This window comes from Enterobacter sp. 342, from assembly GCF_036663495.1.
Taxonomy (GTDB): Bacteria; Pseudomonadota; Gammaproteobacteria; order Enterobacterales; family Enterobacteriaceae; genus Enterobacter.
Map to the genome: position 1 here is coordinate 32,694 of NZ_JAWUEI010000001.1, position 20,985 is coordinate 53,678.

The 20,985-nt window shown below is 51.1% G+C and carries 19 protein-coding genes, 3 tRNA genes and 2 pseudogenes; 12 read left to right on the forward strand and 12 right to left on the reverse strand.

Annotation, left to right across the window (positions count from 1 at the left end; genetic code table 11):
* Nucleotides 1-143: 143 nt before the first annotated feature.
* The 4 genes from V6E55_RS00195 to V6E55_RS00210 all read left to right on the forward strand — a co-directional run bounded on the left by V6E55_RS00195 (nt 144) and on the right by V6E55_RS00210 (nt 1,165).
* Nucleotides 144-219 (forward strand) — tRNA-Gly (locus tag V6E55_RS00195).
* Nucleotides 220-265: 46 nt separating this feature from the next.
* A tRNA-Cys gene (locus V6E55_RS00200) sits at nt 266-339 on the forward strand.
* Nucleotides 340-350: 11 nt separating this feature from the next.
* A tRNA-Leu gene (locus V6E55_RS00205) sits at nt 351-437 on the forward strand.
* 353 nt (nt 438-790) lie between these two features.
* Nucleotides 791-1,165, forward strand: a complete 375-nt coding sequence (locus tag V6E55_RS00210; protein WP_114979750.1) for a cell envelope integrity TolA C-terminal domain-containing protein — start codon at nt 791-793, stop codon at nt 1,163-1,165.
* Here V6E55_RS00210 and V6E55_RS00215 read toward each other — a convergent pair.
* The 7 genes and pseudogenes from V6E55_RS00215 to V6E55_RS00245 form a co-directional block, all read right to left on the reverse strand.
* Nucleotides 1,162-2,081: pseudogene (locus V6E55_RS00215) on the reverse strand (DUF1214 domain-containing protein); the annotation flags it as partial. The gene V6E55_RS00210 and the pseudogene V6E55_RS00215 overlap by 4 nt on opposite strands.
* A 395-nt stretch (nt 2,082-2,476) precedes the next feature.
* Nucleotides 2,477-2,566: pseudogene (locus V6E55_RS00220) on the reverse strand (type VI secretion system tube protein Hcp); the annotation flags it as partial.
* Nucleotides 2,567-2,719: 153 nt separating this feature from the next.
* Entirely contained in the window at nt 2,720-3,436 is a 717-nt protein-coding gene (locus V6E55_RS00225; protein WP_236920840.1) for an ABC transporter ATP-binding protein, read from the reverse strand.
* Complete coding sequence (locus V6E55_RS00230) at nt 3,433-4,308, reverse strand: ABC transporter ATP-binding protein (protein WP_114979698.1); 876 nt, start codon at nt 4,306-4,308, stop codon at nt 3,433-3,435. The genes V6E55_RS00225 and V6E55_RS00230 overlap by 4 nt, the downstream gene beginning before the upstream one ends.
* Entirely contained in the window at nt 4,305-5,579 is a 1,275-nt protein-coding gene (gene livM / locus V6E55_RS00235; RefSeq protein ID WP_316941901.1) for a high-affinity branched-chain amino acid ABC transporter permease LivM, read from the reverse strand. Before livM ends, V6E55_RS00230 begins: the two co-directional genes overlap by 4 nt.
* Before the next feature lie 10 nt (nt 5,580-5,589).
* Nucleotides 5,590-6,504 carry an ABC transporter permease subunit gene (locus V6E55_RS00240; protein WP_129995523.1) on the reverse strand — a complete coding sequence of 305 codons (915 nt, stop codon included), beginning with the start codon at nt 6,502-6,504 and terminating at the stop codon, nt 5,590-5,592.
* Between the two features lie 100 nt (nt 6,505-6,604).
* Nucleotides 6,605-7,726, reverse strand: a complete 1,122-nt coding sequence (locus V6E55_RS00245; RefSeq protein ID WP_028021355.1) for a branched-chain amino acid ABC transporter substrate-binding protein — start codon at nt 7,724-7,726, stop codon at nt 6,605-6,607.
* Nucleotides 7,727-8,151: 425 nt separating this feature from the next.
* Here V6E55_RS00245 and V6E55_RS00250 point away from each other — a divergent pair, with 425 nt between their 5' ends.
* A complete protein-coding gene (locus tag V6E55_RS00250) occupies nt 8,152-8,820 on the forward strand; it encodes a YecA/YgfB family protein (RefSeq protein WP_316941902.1) in 669 nt (222 codons plus the stop codon).
* A 33-nt stretch (nt 8,821-8,853) separates the two neighbouring features.
* Here the strand turns inward: V6E55_RS00250 and tyrP are convergent, their stop codons facing one another.
* Nucleotides 8,854-10,065 carry a tyrosine transporter TyrP gene (gene tyrP, locus V6E55_RS00255; RefSeq protein WP_114979694.1) on the reverse strand — a complete coding sequence of 404 codons (1,212 nt, stop codon included), beginning with the start codon at nt 10,063-10,065 and terminating at the stop codon, nt 8,854-8,856.
* Nucleotides 10,066-10,295: 230 nt separating this feature from the next.
* Between tyrP and V6E55_RS00260 the strand changes: the two genes are divergently transcribed.
* Complete coding sequence (locus V6E55_RS00260; RefSeq protein ID WP_316941903.1) at nt 10,296-10,637, forward strand: hypothetical protein; 342 nt, start codon at nt 10,296-10,298, stop codon at nt 10,635-10,637.
* Nucleotides 10,638-10,673: 36 nt separating this feature from the next.
* Here V6E55_RS00260 and ftnA read toward each other — a convergent pair whose 3' ends face one another.
* Together ftnA and yecR are read right to left on the reverse strand one after the other, a co-directional pair.
* Entirely contained in the window at nt 10,674-11,171 is a 498-nt protein-coding gene (gene ftnA / locus V6E55_RS00265) for a non-heme ferritin (protein ID WP_114979692.1), read from the reverse strand.
* 201 nt (nt 11,172-11,372) lie between these two features.
* On the reverse strand, nt 11,373-11,711 hold the full coding sequence (gene yecR, locus V6E55_RS00270; RefSeq protein ID WP_316941904.1) for a YecR family lipoprotein: 339 nt from the start codon (nt 11,709-11,711) through the stop codon (nt 11,373-11,375).
* Between the two features lie 231 nt (nt 11,712-11,942).
* On the opposite strand from yecR, the gene V6E55_RS00275 reads away from it, so the two are divergent.
* A complete protein-coding gene (locus V6E55_RS00275; RefSeq protein ID WP_028018595.1) occupies nt 11,943-12,194 on the forward strand; it encodes a DUF2766 family protein in 252 nt (83 codons plus the stop codon).
* A 42-nt stretch (nt 12,195-12,236) separates the two neighbouring features.
* On the opposite strand, the gene V6E55_RS00280 is transcribed toward V6E55_RS00275, so the two are convergent.
* Together V6E55_RS00280 and V6E55_RS00285 are read right to left on the reverse strand one after the other, a co-directional pair.
* Complete coding sequence (locus V6E55_RS00280; RefSeq protein ID WP_028018596.1) at nt 12,237-13,580, reverse strand: anaerobic C4-dicarboxylate transporter; 1,344 nt, start codon at nt 13,578-13,580, stop codon at nt 12,237-12,239.
* A 157-nt stretch (nt 13,581-13,737) separates the two neighbouring features.
* A complete protein-coding gene (locus tag V6E55_RS00285) occupies nt 13,738-14,241 on the reverse strand; it encodes a non-heme ferritin-like protein (protein WP_316941905.1) in 504 nt (167 codons plus the stop codon).
* A gap of 790 nt (nt 14,242-15,031) precedes the next feature.
* Between V6E55_RS00285 and araF the strand changes: the two genes are divergently transcribed.
* The 5 genes from araF to otsA all read left to right on the forward strand — a co-directional run bounded on the left by araF (nt 15,032) and on the right by otsA (nt 20,980).
* Complete coding sequence (gene araF, locus V6E55_RS00290) at nt 15,032-16,021, forward strand: arabinose ABC transporter substrate-binding protein AraF (RefSeq protein ID WP_008500409.1); 990 nt, start codon at nt 15,032-15,034, stop codon at nt 16,019-16,021.
* A 70-nt stretch (nt 16,022-16,091) separates the two neighbouring features.
* Entirely contained in the window at nt 16,092-17,606 is a 1,515-nt protein-coding gene (araG, locus tag V6E55_RS00295) for an L-arabinose ABC transporter ATP-binding protein AraG (RefSeq protein ID WP_114979689.1), read from the forward strand.
* A gap of 14 nt (nt 17,607-17,620) precedes the next feature.
* The gene (gene araH / locus V6E55_RS00300) at nt 17,621-18,601 is read left to right on the forward strand and encodes an L-arabinose ABC transporter permease AraH (protein ID WP_114979688.1); all 981 of its coding nucleotides are present in this window, start codon (nt 17,621-17,623) and stop codon (nt 18,599-18,601) included.
* Between the two features lie 176 nt (nt 18,602-18,777).
* Nucleotides 18,778-19,581 carry a trehalose-phosphatase gene (gene otsB / locus V6E55_RS00305; protein WP_316941906.1) on the forward strand — a complete coding sequence of 268 codons (804 nt, stop codon included), beginning with the start codon at nt 18,778-18,780 and terminating at the stop codon, nt 19,579-19,581.
* Nucleotides 19,556-20,980: an alpha,alpha-trehalose-phosphate synthase gene (otsA, locus tag V6E55_RS00310; RefSeq protein WP_316941907.1), complete on the forward strand. Its 1,425-nt coding sequence runs from the start codon at nt 19,556-19,558 to the stop codon at nt 20,978-20,980. The genes otsB and otsA overlap by 26 nt, the downstream gene beginning before the upstream one ends.
* Nucleotides 20,981-20,985 lie beyond the last annotated feature (5 nt).

Sequence of the window (20,985 nt, forward strand, 5' to 3'; positions counted from 1 at the left end):
CGTAATTTTCAGCAAACGATCCGGGGATGCAAAAAATAACGTTGACTCATAACGTCATATCAGTAGAATGCAACGCATCGAACGGCGGCACAGCAAGCCGGACGACAATGAAATCAAGTGGTTAGACATTTACTTGATGACATGCGGGAATAGCTCAGTTGGTAGAGCACGACCTTGCCAAGGTCGGGGTCGCGAGTTCGAGTCTCGTTTCCCGCTCCAGATTAAAGACATGCGCAATAGCGGGTGTCAGTTTGAAAGATTTAACGGCGCGTTAGCAAAGCGGTTATGTAGCGGATTGCAAATCCGTCTAGTCCGGTTCGACTCCGGAACGCGCCTCCACTTTCTTCCCTGGCCGGATGGTGGAATCGGTAGACACAAGGGATTTAAAATCCCTCGGCGTTCGCGCTGTGTGGGTTCAAGTCCCACTCCGGCTACCATGGGAAAAGAAGAATAAAATCAATGATAAGCAGTGTCGTGTAAACCACCGAAAGGTGGTTTTTTATTGTTTATTTTTCGCCATTCTCCATTGTTTCGCCATTCAGTTTCGCCATAAGAAGAGGGCATTACTGCCTTCCGATCATAGGCACTACAGTAATTTTCCCGTTATACCCATCCTTATTGCTTGAAATTTCCTGTTTTCCATAAAGTATTCATCCGAAGCATCTGGTTGATGTGAATATTGGTAGTTGAAAAGAAACATGGAATAACAGAAGAATATACCAATGTTGCTGTAATTAAATGGATTGAGGTCCAGGGAGTGGGAGTGACTGCAATAGTTAAAAAAATCGTCATGTTGGTTGTAGTGATGAACCTGGCTGCGGGATGCGCACCGTTACATCCCTCTGGGTGCCATAAAACAACGGCAACGGGTAACTGCAGCTCAGGGCGCTGGGATGACCAGGATGAATGGGGCGCGCAAGCTCGGGCAATCAGGGCGGCCATAAATGCCAAACTTGATGAGCCACAGAACTGGAAAGGGAAAAAATGCAGGTTGCATATTGAATTCGCTGAGGATGGCACACCTTTGAACATATCAACCAGCGACGGCAATAAGGCCTATTGTGGAGCGTTAGAATCAGCAGCCCGTAAAGCTAAATTCCCGGCTTTCAACAATAAGGAAGTCTATAGAGATTTTCAAAGATCCGGCTTTGATATGCGCGGCTAGAGCCTTTGCAGTGGTTTACTGAATTTGCTCATCTGACCTCGACCAAAGCGTAACGATCGATTCCTCTTATGGGCGGTTTTGCTGACATACAGTGTCAGCGAGCCGTCATCGTTGTACTTCAGATTTTTATTTCTCGTCCCCAGTGAGTAACGGTTAAGCTCATTTGGACTAAACAGATGCTTGCTGTTGTAAAGCGTGAGTGACCAGAAACCTTTTACAGGAGGAAGTTCGCCCTTTGCGAAGGTTACCGTGTAGTCATGGGCTCCGGGAAGTTGTACGTTTGCGGCATCATTGTCGGCGTAGAAATACTGGGTTTCGTTCGGTTTGTTATCGAACATATTCGATTTGGAGGTGCCGGTTCGGTTGAAGTAGTCCACACCGAACTCGGCGTTGTTTTTCGAGCGATTTCAACCATTGCCGGCAGGCACGCCGTTATTCTTCCATTTAAAGAATTCTGTAAGAACTGTTTTATCCGTCTCGATGGCCGCTTTATCTATCCATTTGCACACCTCAGTGGGCTTATCACCAATGGCCGGAGTTTTTGAGTATTCAAAGGATTTCATTTTCCCGCCAAACTGGTTTAACGGTTAGGTCATGATTTCTTTAATTGGCCCCTGAATCGCTATATGATCTTCCGGGGTGTCATCCACCGGCACGCGCGGAATAACGTTGGCCATTTCAGTGGACGAACGGATAATCCCTGCAATCCCCTTCGGCGTTTCGCCTTTCCCGTTCGGCCCGACTAATAAATAAAATCCGGGCTTAGGGCCGTACGGTTTACCTGCATTACCAATACCAGTTTGATACGTGCGCGCGTCATAGAGAGCGTAAACCCAGAAACGTTCACTAAATCGGGTACCTGAATAACTATTGGTTCTTTATCTAACTCGAAGAAGCTCAGACCGTATGATACATCCCAAAGAAAAACCTTCAGGTTTTTCACCTGAAGGTTTCTCACCTTTCGATCTTATAATCGTTATCGTAGAGCGTTTGGAGTTGAGTTTTTACCTGTTCGTGTTAACCGCTTTTGACGGAATATCGCAACTATCCAGATTATTAAAGTCGTGGTTAAAATCGCAGCTGTGAATAAAATCAACGTGTAGTAATCAAGAAAGTCTTCCTCCATGACATAACCATATTTTTCTACATACCATCCATAGATCTCCAAATCGGGCGTAAAGTAGCAAAACACTGAATATAATATGAAGAGGGTTGCAAGTTCTGCATACCAGATAAGTACCTGTGATAAGGGTTTCATCAATATACCTGTATTGTGCCAAACGCCCTCAGTTGGGCTGTAACCATGGCGGGTAACGAAACCTCACGGTACTGAACATCTACAGACCCTTTGATGTCTGTACCACCGTCATCTTTAAGCCAAAGGTATGCGGGAATAGCCATGCTGAAAGCTCCTTTTCAGTTAGTTTGACGTGATCGTCAGAGACTAATAAATCAGCATAACCAGACCTTCTCAAGGCATTGCGTGCTATACATATCGTGAATAACTTATTGTTATTTAAAGGAAATAATTTTGATACATACACCAATATTGAATCATACACCACCTAAATAAGCCTTCCTCACCTCCTGATTGCCCAGCAGCTCCTCGCCGCTACCGCTCAGGCGGATCTGGCCATTAACCATCACATATCCCCGGTCAGAAAGTTTCAGCGCATGGTGCGCATTCTGCTCGACCAGAAAAATAGTCATTCCGTTGCGGGCCAGTTCGCGCAGTGTCTGGAAGATCTGTTTTACCACAATAGGTGCCAGCCCAAGACTCGGTTCATCCAGCAGCAGCAATTTCGGGCGACTCATCAGCGCCCGGGCAATGGCCAGCATCTGTTGTTCGCCACCGGACATGGTCATCGCGCGCTGCTTGCGACGCTCTTTGAGGCGCGGAAACAGGTCAAACATGGTTTGCATATCTTCAGTCGCAAATTGATTGCCGATGGGGATAGTCCCCATCAGCAGGTTTTCTTCAACCGTCATATCCGGGAAGATACGTCGACCTTCTGGCGCCTGGGCAATACCACCAGATGCAACGTAATGAGTCGATTTATGGCTAATGTCCTCTCCGCAGAAAAGGATCTGTCCGTTACGGATACGAGGCTGGCCAAAGATGGACATCAGCAATGTCGATTTACCCGCACCGTTTGCGCCAATCAGCGCCACGGTTTCACCCTTATTGACTTCCAGGGAAACCTGTCTCAGTGCCTGGATGACACCGTAGAACACATCCACCTGCCGAAATTCAAGCATCGTTTCGCTCACAGGTTAACCTCGCTTTCTTCGGTTCCCAGATAGGCCGCAATCACTTTTTCATCATGCTGGATCTGCTCGGGTTTTCCTCTGGCAATAACATCGCCGTGGTCGAGTACGATAATGTCGTCCGATATCTCCATCACCATCCCCATATCATGTTCAATCAACAACACCGTGATGTCGTGATGATCGCGCAGAAAACGAATAATGCTGCTCAGCTTATGTGTTTCTACCGGGTTAAGCCCGGCTGCGGGTTCATCCAGGCAGATCATCTCCGGCCCGGTACACATTGCCCGCGCGATTTCCAGACGCCGCTGTTGCCCGTACGACATCTCTCCCGCCAGGCGATTGGCGCACTCCACCAGATCAACCACCTCCAGCCAGTAGAAGGCTCTGTCCAGGGCGTCACTCTCCGCCCGACGGTATGCCGGCGTATTTAAGATCCCGGCAAGAAGGTTGCGGTTAACGCGCATATGCTGTGCGACCAGCAGGTTTTCCACGACCGACATCTCGCGAAAAAGGCGGATATTTTGAAACGTGCGCGCCAGTCCGGCTCGGTTCACCAGGTGGGTTCCGCCAAACATTTTGTAGAAAAGACGCTGCCCAAACTGCGCGGGGTTAATCCAGTCACCTGGCTGGAATTTTTGTCCGAGGACCTGAATAACGTTGGTCGTTTTACTGCGGGTGTTAAATAAAATAGTCCCGCCTGAAGCTCTATAGAAGCCCGTCAGACAGTTAAACACAGTCGTTTTTCCTGCCCCGTTTGGGCCGATCAAGGCGGTAATGGAACCGCGATTAACCTCAAGGTTAACGTCGTTTAATGCCTTAATCCCACCGAAGTGCATCATCAGATGTTCAACGCGCAATATCATATCGTTCATGGCGCAACACCCTTACGCACGGCAAACCCGCTGCGGTTTATGCGGATCAAACCGCGTGGACGCCAGATCATCATCACCACCATCAGCATGCCAAACAGCAGGACCCGGTACTCGGCAAAACTGCGCAGCAACTCGGGCGTGACGGTGAGCACAAAGGCCGCCAGCACGACGCCAAGCGTGGAGCCCATGCCGCCCAGCACCACGATGGCGAGGATCAACGCCGATTCAAAAAACGTAAATGAGGTCGGATTCACGAAGCCCTGGTAAGTTGCAAAGAATACCCCGGCAATCCCGGCGGTCGACGCACCGAGCGTAAAGGCCGAAAGCTTGACCAGAACATGGTTCAACCCCATTGAGCGACAGGCGATTTCGTCTTCGCGCAATGCTTCCCACGCCCGGCCAATCGGCATCCGCGTCAGGCGGTGCTTGATATATAGCACCAGCATCACCACCAGAAACAGCACCGCATAGATGAATATAAATTTCATATTTGGGTTGTAGGTCAGGTGGAAAAATTCATGGAAGGGCACACCTCCTTCTTTAGCCCGTCGGCCAAACTCCAGACCGAAAAAGGTGGGGGGAGGGGCTGAAACGCCATTGGGCCCTCCGGTGAAGGTCAGCCAGTTGTTCAGGATCAGACGAATGATCTCCCCAAACCCGAGGGTCACAATGGCCAGATAGTCACCATGCATGCGCAGCACCGGGAAACCGAGCAGGGCACCTGCGGCAGCGGCCATGATTGCCGCCAGCGGTAGCATGCTCCAGAAGCCTAACCCAAGATACTGATAACCCAGTGCCAGGCCATAAGCACCGATGGCATAGAACGCGACATATCCCAGGTCCAGCAGACCGGCCAGCCCCACAACGATGTTCAGGCCCAGACCAAGAAGCACGTAGATCAGCCCGAGTATGGCGACAGTCAGCACATATTTGGTGGCGACAAACGGGAAGCAAATCGCGAGAGTAATCACCAGAGGAATAATCCAGCGCATGCGGCTTTTGTATTCCGGGGGGCGGACATACACGCCCGCGCTATCGGCTTCGAAGCGTGCCTGGAAGCGGGCACCCGCGGCGGTACCTAAAAAGGCGCTTAATAGAAAACGCCCGAGCATGACGATGCCAACCATCCAGGCCAGTCGCTGCCCGGCGAAGTTAAAGCTGTACCCGTCCAGCACCACGCCCGCAATCGGGCCAAATATAATCAGCGCAATCAGCCCGGAAAAAATGGCGTCCAGAGTGCAGCGCTTGAGAGAAAAACCGTGGCTTGTCATCGTTGCTCCCTCACACTTTGGCCACAATCGGGCGACCAAGCAGTCCCTGAGGACGGAAAATAAGGATCATCACCAGAAGCCCAAACGAGAACACATCTTTATAGTCCGAGTTCACCATGCCCGAGAACTGGGCTTCCGCCACGCCGAGAATAAGTCCGCCGAGCATTGCCCCGGGCAGGGAACCGATGCCGCCGAGTACCGCCGCGGTAAAGGCTTTGATGCCAATGACAAATCCGACGTAGAAGTCAAAGGTGCCGTAATTCATGGTGATGAGCACACCCGCCAGACCCGCCATTGCCGCGCCGATGACAAAGACCAGCGAAATAATCCGGTCGGTGTTTATCCCCAGAATGGAGGCCATTTTGCGGTCCTGTTGCACCGCGCGGCACATCCGTCCCAGGCGGGTATGGTTGATTATCCAGGTGAGTATCAGCATGCCGGCAAACGAGGCGACCAGAATAAACACTTTGGTATAGGTTATCTGAACGAACCCTTCCCCCAGATGCAGGCGAATAACGCCATCCAGCATGGTTGGAACCCCTTGCTGGCGCGGACCCTGGCTCAACTGCGCGTAGTTTTGTAGGATAAGCGACATACCGATGGCGGAGATCAGTGGCGCCAGGCGCGTGGAGTTCCGCAGCGGTTTATAGGCAATTCGTTCGATGGTCCAGCCGTAAACCCCGGTCACCACAATGGTGAAAACCAGCGTCCCGAGGATCAGCAGCGGGAAAGACTGCAGCCCGAAGAAGGAAAGCAGCGCCAGGCCAATAGCGCAGAGATAGGCGGAAATCATATACACTTCGCCGTGGGCGAAATTAATCATGCCAATAATGCCATACACCATGGTGTAGCCGATGGCGATTAAGCCGTAGACGGAGCCCAGTGTTAAGCCATTTATTAACTGTTGCAGGAAGAATGTACTCATCTTAGCGCGCTCGTTTTTATAGGCTGCGCGACTTGCGCAGCCTGATGTTTATTACGCGCCGACAGACTGGCCTGCCGGCGTTGAGCGTGATTCCGTCCCGTTACTGCACTTCCTTATATTTTCCTTTGTCGTCCCACTGGTAAACCACATAGTCAGAGACTTTCAGGTCACCCTTGCTGTCCCAGGCTTTTTTGCCCATAACCGTATCGACGGCATTGGCTTTCAGCCATTCGCTCGCTTTAGCAGAATCCTTCCCGCCAGTGGCCTTGAAGGCTGCGGCAATGGCCTGTACGGAGGCATAGGAGTAGAGGGTGTAACCTTCGGGTTCAAATTTGCCGGCTCGGAATTTCTCGATAACCGCTTTACCGTCGGGGATCAGGCGCGGATCTTTACCAAAGGTCATGTAAATGCCGTTGGTATATTGTGGGCCACCCGCTGCGGTTACCATCTCTTCGTTGACAATACAGTCGCCGGAGAAGAATTTCGCCTGTACACCCTGTTCGCGCATTTGACGAACCAGCGGGCCCGCTTCCGGATGGCAGCCCCCAAAGAACACCACGTCCGGTTTTTGCGCGCCGATCTTCGTCACCAGCGCGTTAAAGTCTTTTTCACCACGTGATAGCCCCTCATACATCACATCCTGAACGCCACGTTTCGCCAGTGCTGCTTTGGTGGCGTCAGCCAGACCCTGACCGTAGGTGTCTTTATCGTGAATGATCACCACTCGTTTAGCTTTCAGCTTGTCGATGATGAAGTCGCTGGCGACCTGGCCTTGCTGATCATCGCGCCCGCACATACGGAACATGTCGCTCATACCGCGTTCAGTGATCAGCGGGTTAGTTGAACCGGGGGTAATGGCAATGATCCCTGCATCGCTGTAAACCTCGGAGGCGGGCATGGTGGAAGAGGAGCAGAAGTGGCCGACCACGGCATTGACTTTATCCTGGTCCACCAGACGGTTAGCTACTGCCACAGCCTGTTTAGGTTCGCAGGCATCATCCCCCTGAACCAGTTTGATCTTCTCTCCGTTGATGCCACCAGCGGCGTTAATGTCTTCAGCGGCTTGCGTTGCGCCGTGCCAGTACTGATCACCATAGGTGGCATTGGGGCCTGTGAACGGTCCGGCGACACCGATCACAATATCTGCCTGGGCGGAAAATGCGGTCACCAGGCAACCGGCCAACACAAGAGAAAGAGGCGTTCTGATAAATTTCAGCGACATTATTATGTTCCTTAGCAAAGAGGTTTTTGCACCACGGCGTATACCCAAACGCCCGTCGGCGCAGCCAGTCCAAAACACGAGCAAGAACAAAATGCACTAAACGAACAAGATCCAGACTGCATCCTGCGTGATACGGCGAGGTTTCCATGCGCAACTTCGCGCGAAGAACATTAAGCAAAAACGTTGCCAGAATGGTTAACCCATTGATGGGTTTGCGACATGTTTGAGTATAGAGCCCCGTGTTATGTCGCCTTGCGGGATGAGAAGAAATTACAGCGGAGATCACATATCGTTAACAATAAAGCCCATAAGTTGTGCAGGAGTCACGATTTGCACGTTTTTGCAGCAATAAAGACCTAAACTTCAACCAGGAAAGGTGTGCGATATGTGTTAGGATCCTTTCCTTTTTATCAGGAGTGTCAGCGATGACTGAAGGCCCATTGAATGAAAGCGAAATGGAGTGGCTTGAAGAGACATTAATGTCTTACGGTCACGACGATGCGTCCGTGATTGACGTCTCCGAACTGGACGGCATGCTTACCGCAGTGCTTTCTGGCCCCGTTGTCGTCGAGCCCGATACCTGGCTGGTGGCGGTGTGGGGTGGCGAGAAATACATTCCACGCTGGAAAAACGATCGTGAGATGAACCGTTTTATCGATCTCTGCTTTAAGCATATGAACGATATCGCCGAGCGCCTGAGCGAATACCCGGAGCAGTTTGAACCGATGTTTGGTTACAACGACGTGGACGGTGAAAGCTATACCGTTGTGGAAGAGTGGTGCTACGGCTACATGCGCGGCGTGGCGCTGACGGACTGGTCTGCCTTACCGGAAGATCTAAAGGCCGATCTGGATGTGATTGCGCTGCACGGTACTGAAGAGAACAGCGACAAGCTGGATGCGCTGACAGAAGAGGAATATAAAGCCAGTATTGAAAGTATCCAGCCTGCGGCACTGCGTTTGTACAATTATTGGGTGAACAACCCGCAGCAACCGGAAGCGAAGAAGCCTATTGTGAATGGGACGAAGGTCGGGCGTAACGATCCGTGTCCTTGCGGCAGCGGGAAGAAGTTTAAGAGCTGCTGTTTGCACTGATAAAAAAGGGGCTAATGATAGCCCCTTTTTTAGTTAACCCACTTCCGGCAGCATTCCCGCTGCAATCAAAACCTGAACCAGAATAATCACCACGCCACAGCCAAACACGATACACAGCAGCGGTTTTCCCCCCGCCACGCGGTACCCTTGCTGAGGATGTTGCTGACGACTCTTCCATGCCAGCAGGGAAGGGAGCAACAGGGCAAGGATCGACAATGCCACCCCCGCGTAACCCAGCGCCATCACAAACCCGCGTGGGTAAAACAGCGCAAAGGCCAGTGGCGGCAGGAAGGTGATTGCACCCGTCTGCAACCGACCAGCCGCGGTATTGCGACGCTGGAAAAGGTCAGCCAGGTAATCAAACAGGCCCAGCGCAACACCCAGGAACGACGTGGCCAGTGCCAGGTCGGCAAACAGATGTACCGCCAGTTCAACATGTGGGGAGGTGACAACCTCGCGCAGTGCCAGTAGAAAACCATTCAGGCCGGCGTGTTGCGCCATCAGCCCAATAAAGGTCGAAGAATCAATGCTGCCCAGCGTCACCAGTTGCCAGAATATATAGGCGATCAGTGGGATTGCGCTGCCGATAACAAAGACGCGGCGCAGCTTGCGAATATCGCCGTTCATGTAGCTGACAATGCTCGGCACGCTGCCGTGGAAACCAAATGAGGTGAAAATGACCGGGATCGCGGAAAGCGCCAACCCTTTTTCCAGCGGCAGGGTCAGCAGGTTGACCTTGTGTACATGCGGTGCGAGCAGTACCAGCATCACAATCAGGAACAGAATTTTTGCGCTGAACAGAAAACGGTTAAACAGATCGACCAGCGACGTCCCCACGCAAACCACGCCACCGCCAATGAGCGCAAAGAAAATGGCGCCCGTTGCCGGGGTAATATCCGAGCCGAACCAGTCATTGACGCTGGAGGCGATGAGCTCCCCGGCACCGCTGATATAGGCGGCAGTCAGAGCGTACATCAGGAACATCATGCTAAAGCCGGTTATCCACTGACCGTAGCGTCCCAGATAGCGTGCTGCAAGAGAACCCAGACCCGTGTCGGCTGGCACATGCTGATAAACCTCAAGCAACAACAGTGCGGTGTAGCACATTAACGCCCAAAGCATGCCAAGTAGCAGCAAGGTCATCCCAAATCCCACGCCTGCGGCTGCCAGAGGCATTGCCAGCATTCCTGCTCCAATCGTCGTTCCGGCGACGATAAAAATACTTCCCAGGGTTCTGTTTTTCACGCTTTCCTCTACAACGATTCGTAATCGCGACAAAATCTGCGGCGCAGAGTAAGGGAAAAGCGGTAATTCGTCAAATCACCGTTACAAGTAGTGTAATGAATGGTTTACGGTTTGCTGGCCATCTGATCCTTTGGAGGGTTATGCCTACTTCATAAGGGCAATGTTGCGCTGCGCCATTCAGGCGTAACGTAAACAACAATTATAAATAATCAAATAAAGTGAGGGTTTTTATGGCGGGGGGAAATCCATTTACCGCGTTCTGGAGCCGGGGAGGCAACCTGCTATGCCACGGCCACTGGATCATCAGCTGGCAGAACCATCCCCTTATGCTTCCGGAGTCCCGACGCGAAAAAGACTTAGGAACCTGGGGAATCTATTCAGTTATTGATCCTGAAGATGAAACATTTGCGCAGGGGTTAAACGAAGATGAGTGGATTATTGAAAATGTAGACTGGCTGACTGACCTGTTCTTTGAAGCGAATATTGCGCTGGAAACGGCGAATTACCGCTATTTTTATCAGGCAGTAAATCCCCACGACTGGCGTTGTACCAGTTGCGCGGGGTGTATGTAAATTAACGCGGTGCCGGAAACCGGCACCGCGTTAATATTAATTCTGCGTATCGAGGGTAGAAAGTTCTTTATCAATAAAGTAAAGACCTTCACCGGTTTTACCCACCAGAGATAATTTATCCAGTACGGATTTAAACAGCTTCTCTTCTTCGTGCTGTTCAGCGACATACCATTGCAGGAAGTTAAAGGTTGGATAATCCTGGCTGGTCATGGCTGCATGAACCAGCTCGTTAATCTTTTGCGTGATCAGTTGTTCGTGCTCATAGGTCGCGCGGAACAGTTCATCGAGAGAAGTGTACTCAGCAAAAGGTGATGCCACGTTCTCAATGCGCGGCAGGCTGCCAGTATCTGTCAGATAATCAAACAGACGTTGCATATGAGTCATCTCTTCCTGAGCGTGACGACGCAGAAACGCGGCAGCGCCTTCGAAACTGTGGTAGCTGCACCATGCGCTCATCTGCTGGTAGAGCAGGGATGAAAAAAGCTCAAGGTTCATTTGTGCGTTGAGCTTGTCGATCATTTCAGTTTTTAGCATGGTGACGCTCCGGATTATTATTTCTGATTCACAATGAGCGATACTATAATTTGTTATTTAATTATTTGCAAAACGTTAATTTATTAATTTTTAGTTTAAAATACGAATGGGAATAAAACGCATTGACGGTTTTATATTTATTAATGAGAATTGTTTTTGTTCTTAGTTAAATAAACTGCCAGCAAATACTGGCAGTCTTGATTAATACCACGGATTATTTGACTTAGGATTAACGGCAAAGCCCATACATTTATACTGGATAGTTACGCTCTCGTTCAGACACAGAGAGCCGCTAATCAGCGTGCAGGTTTTGATGGGCTGGCCATAGGCAGAGGCGGTAGCATACCCCATGCTCTGACACGCTTTTGCTGCAGTGCCGTTATTCACATACTCATCAGTATACGCATTTTGTAGCGCCGCCTGGCCGTAGTCGAGGCGGACTATGCCGTTGGGCGCGTCGAGGCTGCTGACCTCAGCCTGGCGGTTAATGCTACACCCCGCGAGCAGCAGGATCGTGCCAGCTACGATGACTCTTTTCATGGTTCGCTCTGAATGGATGGAAATACGTTATCGTACCTGCAGATGTCTGCTGCAATGCCTGGAATAGCCGGACAATCTGCCCTCTCTCTTTGCAACGGGATGGAATTGAATGTAATCCGCACCCGGAGCATGTTATATCGCCGGCTTTTTTGTACCTGCACGTGACGAAGGGGAGATAAAAGGGCCTGCGTTTTGCTACTATGGCGGCCTTTATATAAGGAGAAAACCCCCATGTCTCAAAACCTGAGTGCCGATCAGGAACTGGTCTCTGACGTTGTCGCCTGTCAGCTGGTTATCAAACAAATCCTTGATGTCCTGGACGTTATTGCGCCAGTTGAAGTGCGCGAGAAGATGTCAACTCAGTTGAAAAACATTGATTTCGCCAGTCATCCGGCAGCGGCTGATCCGGTTACGCTTCGTGCCATCCAGAAAGCCATTGCGCTGATTGAGCTGCGATTCACACCGCAAAGCGAGTCTCACTGAAGAGTGGAAACGGGCGACAGTATTTGTCGCCCTTCAATGCCATCAGAAGAACGTCTGGACCAGCAGGTAGCTTGCCGCGCACGCGCAACTCACGCCAATCAACCCTGGCAGAATAAAGCTGTGGTTGATGATAAATTTGCCGATGCGGGTCGTTCCTGAACGGTCAAAACCGATACAGGCCAAATCACTTGGGTAGGTTGGCAGGACAAAATACCCGTATGACGCCGGGAAAAAGGCGATCAGCATTTTCGGCTCAATACCCAACATCAGGCCCATGGGCGCAACAGCCGTCAGCGCAGCCGCCTGGCTGTTCACCAGCTTCGACACCAGAAACAGTACAATGGCATACGTCCACGGGTGACTTTTCACTACGCCTTCCAGTGCCAGTTTTAACTCGTCGAGATGCGCCTGGAAAAAGGTATCGCTCATCCACGCCACGCCGAACACCGAGAAGATCGCCACCATTCCGGCTTTGAATACCGCACCATTAGAAATTGCAGAGGCATTGACCTTGCAGGCCATCAGCATCACGGCACCGGCAATCAACATCATCATCTGAATGACAAGGTTCATCGACAGCGCCGTCATTTTGCCTTTAAGTTCAAAAGCGGGGCGCAATTCCGGGAATGCGCCCAGCAGCACCACTACGGCAATACCGGCAAAGAAAATCCACGTGGACCAGTAGGCTTGTTTTGGAAAACGTTGATTCATTAACGTCTCTGTTCCGCCATAGATAAACTCGCGCTGCTTTGGATCTTTAAGCTTCTCCTGAAAATCCATGTCGTCGGCCAGATCTTTCCCGCGTCGCAGACTCCACAGGGCAGCGATGGCCACACCGAAAAGTGAAGCAGGAACTGACACGGCAAGTATTTCAAGTATCCCCCACGCATGGCCAATTCCATGCTGGGCGCCCAGGATGGACACCAGCGATACAACGGCAACGGAAACCGGTGATGCCGTAATCGCCATCTGTGAGGCAACGGATGCCACCGCCATTGGACGTTCCGGACGGATCCCTTTTTTCAGGGCGATATCTGCAATGATCGGGAACATGGTGTAGACCACATGTCCGGTGCCACACAGAAAAGTCAGCATCCAGGTGGTAAAGGGGGCGAGAAGTGTGATGTGCTGTGGGTGTTTACGCAGCAGACGCTCTGCAAATTGCATCATGACATTGAGACCGCCTGCGGTCTGCAGTGTTGCAGCGCAACCAATCACCGCGAGGATGGTCAACATGACGTCAACCGGGGGCTTGCCAGGTTGCAGCCCAAAAACAAAACACAAAATAAAAAGACCAATACCGCTTATTAACCCAAGTCCCATGCCGCCGAAACGTGTACCTGTCAGCAGGCAGAGGAGAATGACAACAAACTCGATGGTGATCATGATGCTCCCTCGTCAATGATTATGTAATTAAATAAATCATTACATGTTGTGTGGATAATCATTGGGAGCAAGATCTGATTTGTTAAATTTCAGCAAAAGCAGAAGGTTGGCGGTGAGAAGGAAAACCTGCCCCCGGGCGGGAGCAGGTTAAAAGAGATCAGTGATGTTGCACCGTGACAATGTCGAGCAGGTGACGGTCAGTTTGTTCCGGGCATAACCCTGCCTGTCGCGCATTGCGCAGTTCATCCGCCAGTATCTTCAGCAGCATGCCGTCCTGCTGCTGCTCTTTGTCCATATCGCGTAAGAATTTGAGGGTTGTCGTGTCCTGCTGCGCTCTGGCTTCATCGGCCAGTTTACTGAGAGTGGCGCAACGTTGTTCATACTCTTCAAGCGTTTTCTGGAACAATTCTTCCAGGGAAGAGTAGTCATCGTTAATGGTATCAAGGGCTTTAACGACTGGATTGGCGCCAACGGCCTTCATGAAGTTAAAGACGCGCATCATGTGCGTGACGTTACTTTGTGCCTGAGTACGGAAGAATGTTGCAGAACCCGTAAGACTGTTCTCAGCACACCACGCACTTAAATGAAGGTGCAGATTGAACGCATAGAACTCAAGGTTCATCTGCGCATTCAGTTTTTGCATCATCGTTGGGGTAGCCATACTCATATCCTTATTGACTGTGGGACGTGATGTCCACTGCTTAACCTGAGCGTCAGGCAATGACGAATAATTCGCAGAAATACAATTTCCGCAGTAACTAAAATCGACCGAAAATTCACTTCCTGTGTTCGATATAAATAAGCATACCCTTGTCTCTGGGGTAAGAAAACTCCTAAACACCTTATGTTTACCATACATTACAAAAATTAAAATACTACAAATTTGCAAATAGATTGCCACAAAATAAATATAATATAACTCATTGATAAATAATGTTTGTTGCGAATTCTTGCATGCTAATATCCTTCCGTGAATATTAAGTTGGAATAATGCTCTGAGAAAAAATGAAATACGGATTATTCATTGCGAATATATGATGCGCTGGAAAAATTGAGCTAAATCAATTTCTACAGAATAACAGTCCGGTGTGGTTCCTGTTCATTTGTGATGAAACGCAGTTTGATCCTTTTTTTACGTTGGTTGCCATTTTGCCCGGCGGACGGTGTCAGGGATTTCTTAGCTAATCTTATGGATAATTCTGCTTAGCTCTCTTTCATTTGTCTGACAAATCCTGCCTTTTTTATGTCATTTTTCGCTGAATTTATGTACGCAATTACTGTAATTCTGCGGTGTGATGGGGCTCTCTTATGGATGATTAATTTCCCGCTAAAACTATCACCAGCAATAACGCTTATGACGAGGTAAGCGCTAATGCCTTGTTTTAAGTCCGATTAAATAAGAAGCACGCACATATTCCCTACAGAAAAGAATGCTAAAGCTGGAGTTTACCATGCACAAATTTACTAAAGCGCTGGCGGCCATCGGTCTGGCTGCCGTTATGTCACAATCCGCTATCGCTGAGAATTTAAAACTCGGTTTTTTGGTAAAACAGCCCGAAGAGCCTTGGTTCCAGACTGAGTGGAAATTCGCAGATAAAGCCGGAAAAGATTTAGGTTTTGAAGTGATTAAAATCGCCGTGCCTGACGGTGAAAAAACCCTGAATGCCATCGACAGCCTGGCGGCCAGCGGCGCGAAAGGTTTCGTTATCTGTACACCCGATCCAAAACTGGGATCGGCAATCGCGGCGAAAGCGCGTGGTTACGATATGAAGGTCATTGCGGTTGACGATCAGTTCGTTAACGCCAAAGGCAAACCGATGGACAGCGTCCCTCTGGTGATGATGGCGGCGACCAAAATCGGTGAACGTCAGGGCCAGGAGCTCTATAAAGAGATGCAAAAGCGTGGCTGGGATGTGAAAGAAACCGCTGTGATGGCCATTACTGCGGACGAACTGGACACGGCACGTCGTCGTACTACCGGTTCCATGGACGCGCTGAAAGCAGCCGGCTTCCCGGAAAAACAGATCTATAAAGTCCCAACCAAATCCAACGATATTCCGGGCGCTTTCGACGCAGCGAACTCTATGCTGGTTCAGCATCCGGAAGTGAAACACTGGCTGGTGGTCGGGATGAACGACAACACCGTGCTGGGCGGTGTACGCGCGACGGAAGGTCAGGGCTTTAAAGCACCTGATGTGATCGGGATCGGTATCAACGGTGTTGACGCCGTCAGCGAACTGTCCAAAGCGCAGGCCACTGGCTTCTATGGCTCTCTGCTGCCAAGCCCGGACGTGCACGGCTACAAATCCAGTGAGATGCTCTACAACTGGGTAACCAAAGGGGCTGAACCGCCGAAATTTACCGAAGTGACCGACGTGGTGTTGATCACCCGTGACAACTTCAAAGAGGAACTGGCGAAAAAAGGACTGGGCGGTAAGTAATACGCTGTGATTGTGCCCCTCATTTCTGTGAGGGGCCAGATGTACACACTACTGGAATCACGGAGACGTTATGCAACAGTCTGAGCCGTATCTCTCTTTTCGCGGCATCGGTAAAACTTTCCCCGGTGTTAATGCGCTGACCGATATCAGTTTCGACTGCTATGCCGGCCAGGTTCACGCCCTGATGGGGGAGAACGGCGCGGGAAAATCCACGCTGTTGAAAATCCTCAGCGGCAACTACACACCGACGACTGGCACGCTGGCTATTCGCGGAGACGAGGTGGCGTTTGCCGATACCACGGCGGCGCTCAACGCCGGGGTAGCCATTATTTATCAGGAACTGCACCTCATCCCTGAGATGACCGTGGCAGAAAACATCTATTTAGGACAGCTTCCGCATAAAAGCGGCGTGGTGAATCGTTCGCTACTTAATTATGAAGCGGGGCTGCAGCTTAAACATCTTGGCCTGGACGTCGATCCTCAAACACCACTGAAATATCTCTCTATTGGTCAGTGGCAGATGGTTGAAATTGCTAAGGCGCTGGCGCGTAACGCCCGAATTATTGCCTTCGATGAACCTACCAGTTCGCTCTCCGCACGTGAAATCGAAAATTTGTTCCGTGTGATCCGCGAATTGCGTCAGGAAGGCCGCACCATTTTGTACGTTTCGCACCGTATGGAAGAGATATTCGCCCTGAGTGATGCCATTACTGTCTTTAAAGACGGACGCTATGTGCGCACCTTTACCGACATGCAACAGGTTAACCATGACCAGCTTGTTCAGGCGATGGTTGGCCGCGAGTTGGGTGACATTTATCACTGGCAGCCGCGCGAGTATGGCCCTGAACGTCTGCGTCTGGATAGCGTAAAAGCGCCAGGCGTGCGTACGCCAATCTCATTGTCAGTACGCAGCGGTGAAATCGTCGGACTGTTTGGTCTGGTGGGGGCGGGGCGCAGTGAGTTAATGAAAGGGTTATTCGGCGGCACCCGGATCACCGAAGGTCAGGTTTCTATTGATGGCGAGCGGGTAGATATCCAGAAACCGGCCCACGCGATCAAGGCCGGGATGATGCTCTGCCCGGAAGACCGTAAAGCGGAGGGGATTATTCCTGTTCATTCGGTGCGCGATAACATCAATATTTCCGCCCGCCGTAAGTTTATCCGCGCAGGTTGCCTGATTAACGATAGCTGGGAGTCGAGCAACGCCGACCACCATATTCGTTCGCTGAATATCAAAACGCCTGGCCCGGAACAGCTGATCATGAATCTCTCCGGCGGAAACCAGCAGAAGGCTATTTTAGGCCGCTGGCTGTCGGAAGATATGAAGGTCATTTTATTAGATGAGCCAACGCGCGGTATTGATGTGGGGGCAAAACACGAAATTTATAACGTGATCTATGAACTGGCAAAACGTGGTGTGGCGGTGCTCTTCGCCTCCAGCGATCTGCCGGAGGTGCTTGGCGTTGCCGACCGCATTGTCGTGATGCGTGAAGGTGAAATTGCCGGTGAATTACTTCATGAACAGGCGAATGAACAACAGGCGTTGAACCTCGCCATGCCTAAAGTCAGCCAGGCTGTCGCCTGAGTAAGGAGTTAATGATGTCCTCTGTTACTACATCCGGAGTGCCGAAGTCGGCTTTCAGTTTTGGACGCATCTGGGATCAGTACGGCATGCTGGTGGTCTTTGCCGCATTGTTCGTCGCCTGTGCGATCTTTGTTCCTAATTTTGCCACCTTCATTAATATGAAAGGGCTGGGGCTGGCCATTTCCATGTCAGGGATGGTGGCCTGCGGTATGCTATTCTGCCTGGCCTCCGGCGATTTTGACCTGTCGGTGGCATCCGTTATTGCCTGCGCGGGTGTGACTACCGCAGTGGTGATCAACATGACTGAAAGCCTGTGGATCGGTGTCCTGGCCGGTCTGTTACTGGGCGTCATCAGCGGTCTGGTCAACGGTTTTGTCATTGCGCGTCTGAAGATAAACGCCCTGATCACCACGCTTGCCACAATGCAAATTGTCAGAGGCCTGGCCTATATTATTTCTGACGGTAAAGCGGTGGGGATTGAAGACGAGCGCTTCTTTACGCTGGGTTACGCCAACTGGTTGGGGTTGCCTGCGCCTATCTGGCTGACGGTTGCCTGCCTGATTCTGTTCGGTTTCCTGCTCAACCGGACCACCTTTGGCCGTAATACACTGGCGATTGGTGGAAATGAAGAAGCGGCGCGTCTGGCTGGGGTACCAGTCGTGCGAACCAAGATTATTATCTTTGTGCTTTCGGGGCTGGTTTCTGCTGCCGCGGGGATTATTCTGGCATCACGCATGACTAGCGGCCAGCCCATGACCTCTATCGGTTATGAGCTGATCGTCATTTCTGCCTGCGTTTTAGGGGGCGTTTCCCTTAAAGGCGGCATCGGAAAAATCTCATATGTGGTGGCCGGTATCCTGATCTTAGGAACGGTAGAGAACGCTATGAACCTGCTGAATATTTCTCCGTTCTCTCAGTACGTGGTTCGCGGTCTGATCCTGCTGGCAGCGGTGATTTTCGACCGTTACAAGCAAAAAGCGAAGCGTACTGTGTAACCCCAGTTCTTACTTTTTCTTGCCCAACTAATAACCTTAGTTGTCCCCTTAGCCGCCCCGCCAGTTAAACCTGCGGGGCGGTTGTCAAATGGCGAGCGACGTCACACTGTCTATACTTACATGGCTATGAAAGAGGTAAAGGCGTTTACCTCTCGCAAACCGTAAGGAGGAAAAGGGTGGCTGACTTGTTAACTGCACCGCCTGTACTGTCCGGACATTATGCTTTCTTTTTTGATCTCGACGGCACGCTCGCCGGGATAAAACCGCACCCTGATCAGGTGGCTATTCCGGATGCGGTATTACAGGACTTGCATCAGCTCTCGCTTATGAATGAGAGAGCACTGGCATTGATATCAGGGCGCTCAATGGCCGAGCTGGATATGCTCGCCAGTCCTTACCACTTTCCGCTAGCCGGTGTACACGGAGCGGAGCGCCGCGACATCCATGATCAAACGCATATCGTTTCACTTCCCGATGCACTCACACAACGTCTCCAGGAGAAACTTTCTGCTGCGCTGGCAGAACTGCCAGGCACAGAACTGGAAGCTAAAGGCATGGCCTTTGCTCTGCATTATCGCCAGGCGCCACAACACGAAGAGCGTGTGGTGGCTCTTGCCAGAGAGATTGCGAATGCGCATCCGCAGCTGGCGTTACAGCCAGGTAAATGCGTGGTGGAGCTAAAACCGCAAGGGATCAATAAAGGCGCGGCCATCACTGCGTTTATGGCGACACCGCCTTTCAAAGACCGGACGCCCGTTTTCATTGGGGATGACCTGACCGACGAGGCAGGGTTCCGCGTGGTGAATCAGGCCAGAGGGATCTCCGTTAAGGTGGGGCCCGGCGACACGGTTGCCCAATGGCGGCTGGCGGATGTCGGTAGCGTCTGGCAGTGGATATCTGACATCGCTAACCAGCAACAACAACAAATAGCGCAAAACCAAGGGGGAAACTATTATGGGTCGCTTAGTCGTCGTCTCTAACCGAATCGCGCCGCCTGATGATAAAAAAGTCAGTGCTGGTGGCCTGGCGGTAGGGGTGTTAGGTGCCTTAAAAGCTGCTGGCGGGCTGTGGTTTGGCTGGAGTGGTGAAATCAGTGAATACGAAAAACCGCTCAAAAAAGTGACGCGCGGAAATATTACGTGGGCATCGTTCGCGTTAAAAGAGAAAGACTATGAGGAGTATTACTCGCAGTTCTCGAATGCCGTCCTGTGGCCTGCATTTCACTACCGTCTTGACCTGGTTAAATTCCAGCGTGAATCCTTCGAAGGCTACACGCGAGTCAATGCACTGCTGGCAGATAAACTGCTGCCTTTAATCGAAGAAGACGATATTTTATGGATCCACGATTATCACCTGCTGCCCTTCGCGCGCGAACTGCGAAAGAGGGGAGTGAATAACCGGATTGGCTTCTTCCTGCATATTCCGTTCCCGACACCGGAGATTTTTACCGCGCTGCCGCCGCATGAAGAGCTGCTGGAGGCGCTGTGTGACTACGATTTGCTGGGGTTCCAGACGGAAAATGATCGTCTTGCGTTTCTGGATTCTGTGTCAGGCAAAACGCGGCTGGTGACCAAAGGTGGGAAAACGCATACTGCCTGGGGGAAAACATTCCACACCGACGTGTATCCGATAGGGATTGAACCCGACGAGATCGCGGAGCAGGCCTCCGGCCCGTTGCCACCCAAGCTGGCCCAGCTTAAGAATGAACTCAAGCATGTAAAAAATATCTTCTCGGTAGAGCGTCTTGATTATTCCAAAGGATTACCGGAACGTTTTCTGGCGTATGAAACGCTGCTGGATAAATACCCTCAACACCACGGTAAAATCCGCTATACCCAGATAGCGCCAACGTCACGCGGTGAAGTTCAGGCCTACCAGGATATTCGGCACCAACTGGAGACAGAAGCAGGGCGCATCAATGGCCGCTATGGCCAACTGGGCTGGACACCGCTCTTTTATCTGAATCAACACTTTGACCGTAAAATCCTGATGAAAGTCTTCCGCTATGCGGATGTTGGCCTGGTCACGCCGCTGCGTGATGGGATGAACCTGGTGGCAAAAGAGTATGTGGCGGCCCAGGATCCTGCCGACCCTGGTGTACTGGTGCTCTCACAATTTGCCGGGGCGGCAAATGAACTCACCTCAGCGCTTATCGTGAATCCTTACGATCGGGATGATGTGGCTAACGCACTGAACCGCGCCCTGACTATGCCGCTAACAGAGCGTATTTCCCGGCATGCCGAGATGATGGAGACGATCCGTAAGAACGACATTAATCACTGGCAAGCTCAATTTATTCGGGATTTACGTGATATTGCCCCGAACAGCAGGGAAGGTGATCTGCAAAAAAAGATCGCGACATTCCCTAAACTCGCCTGATTTTC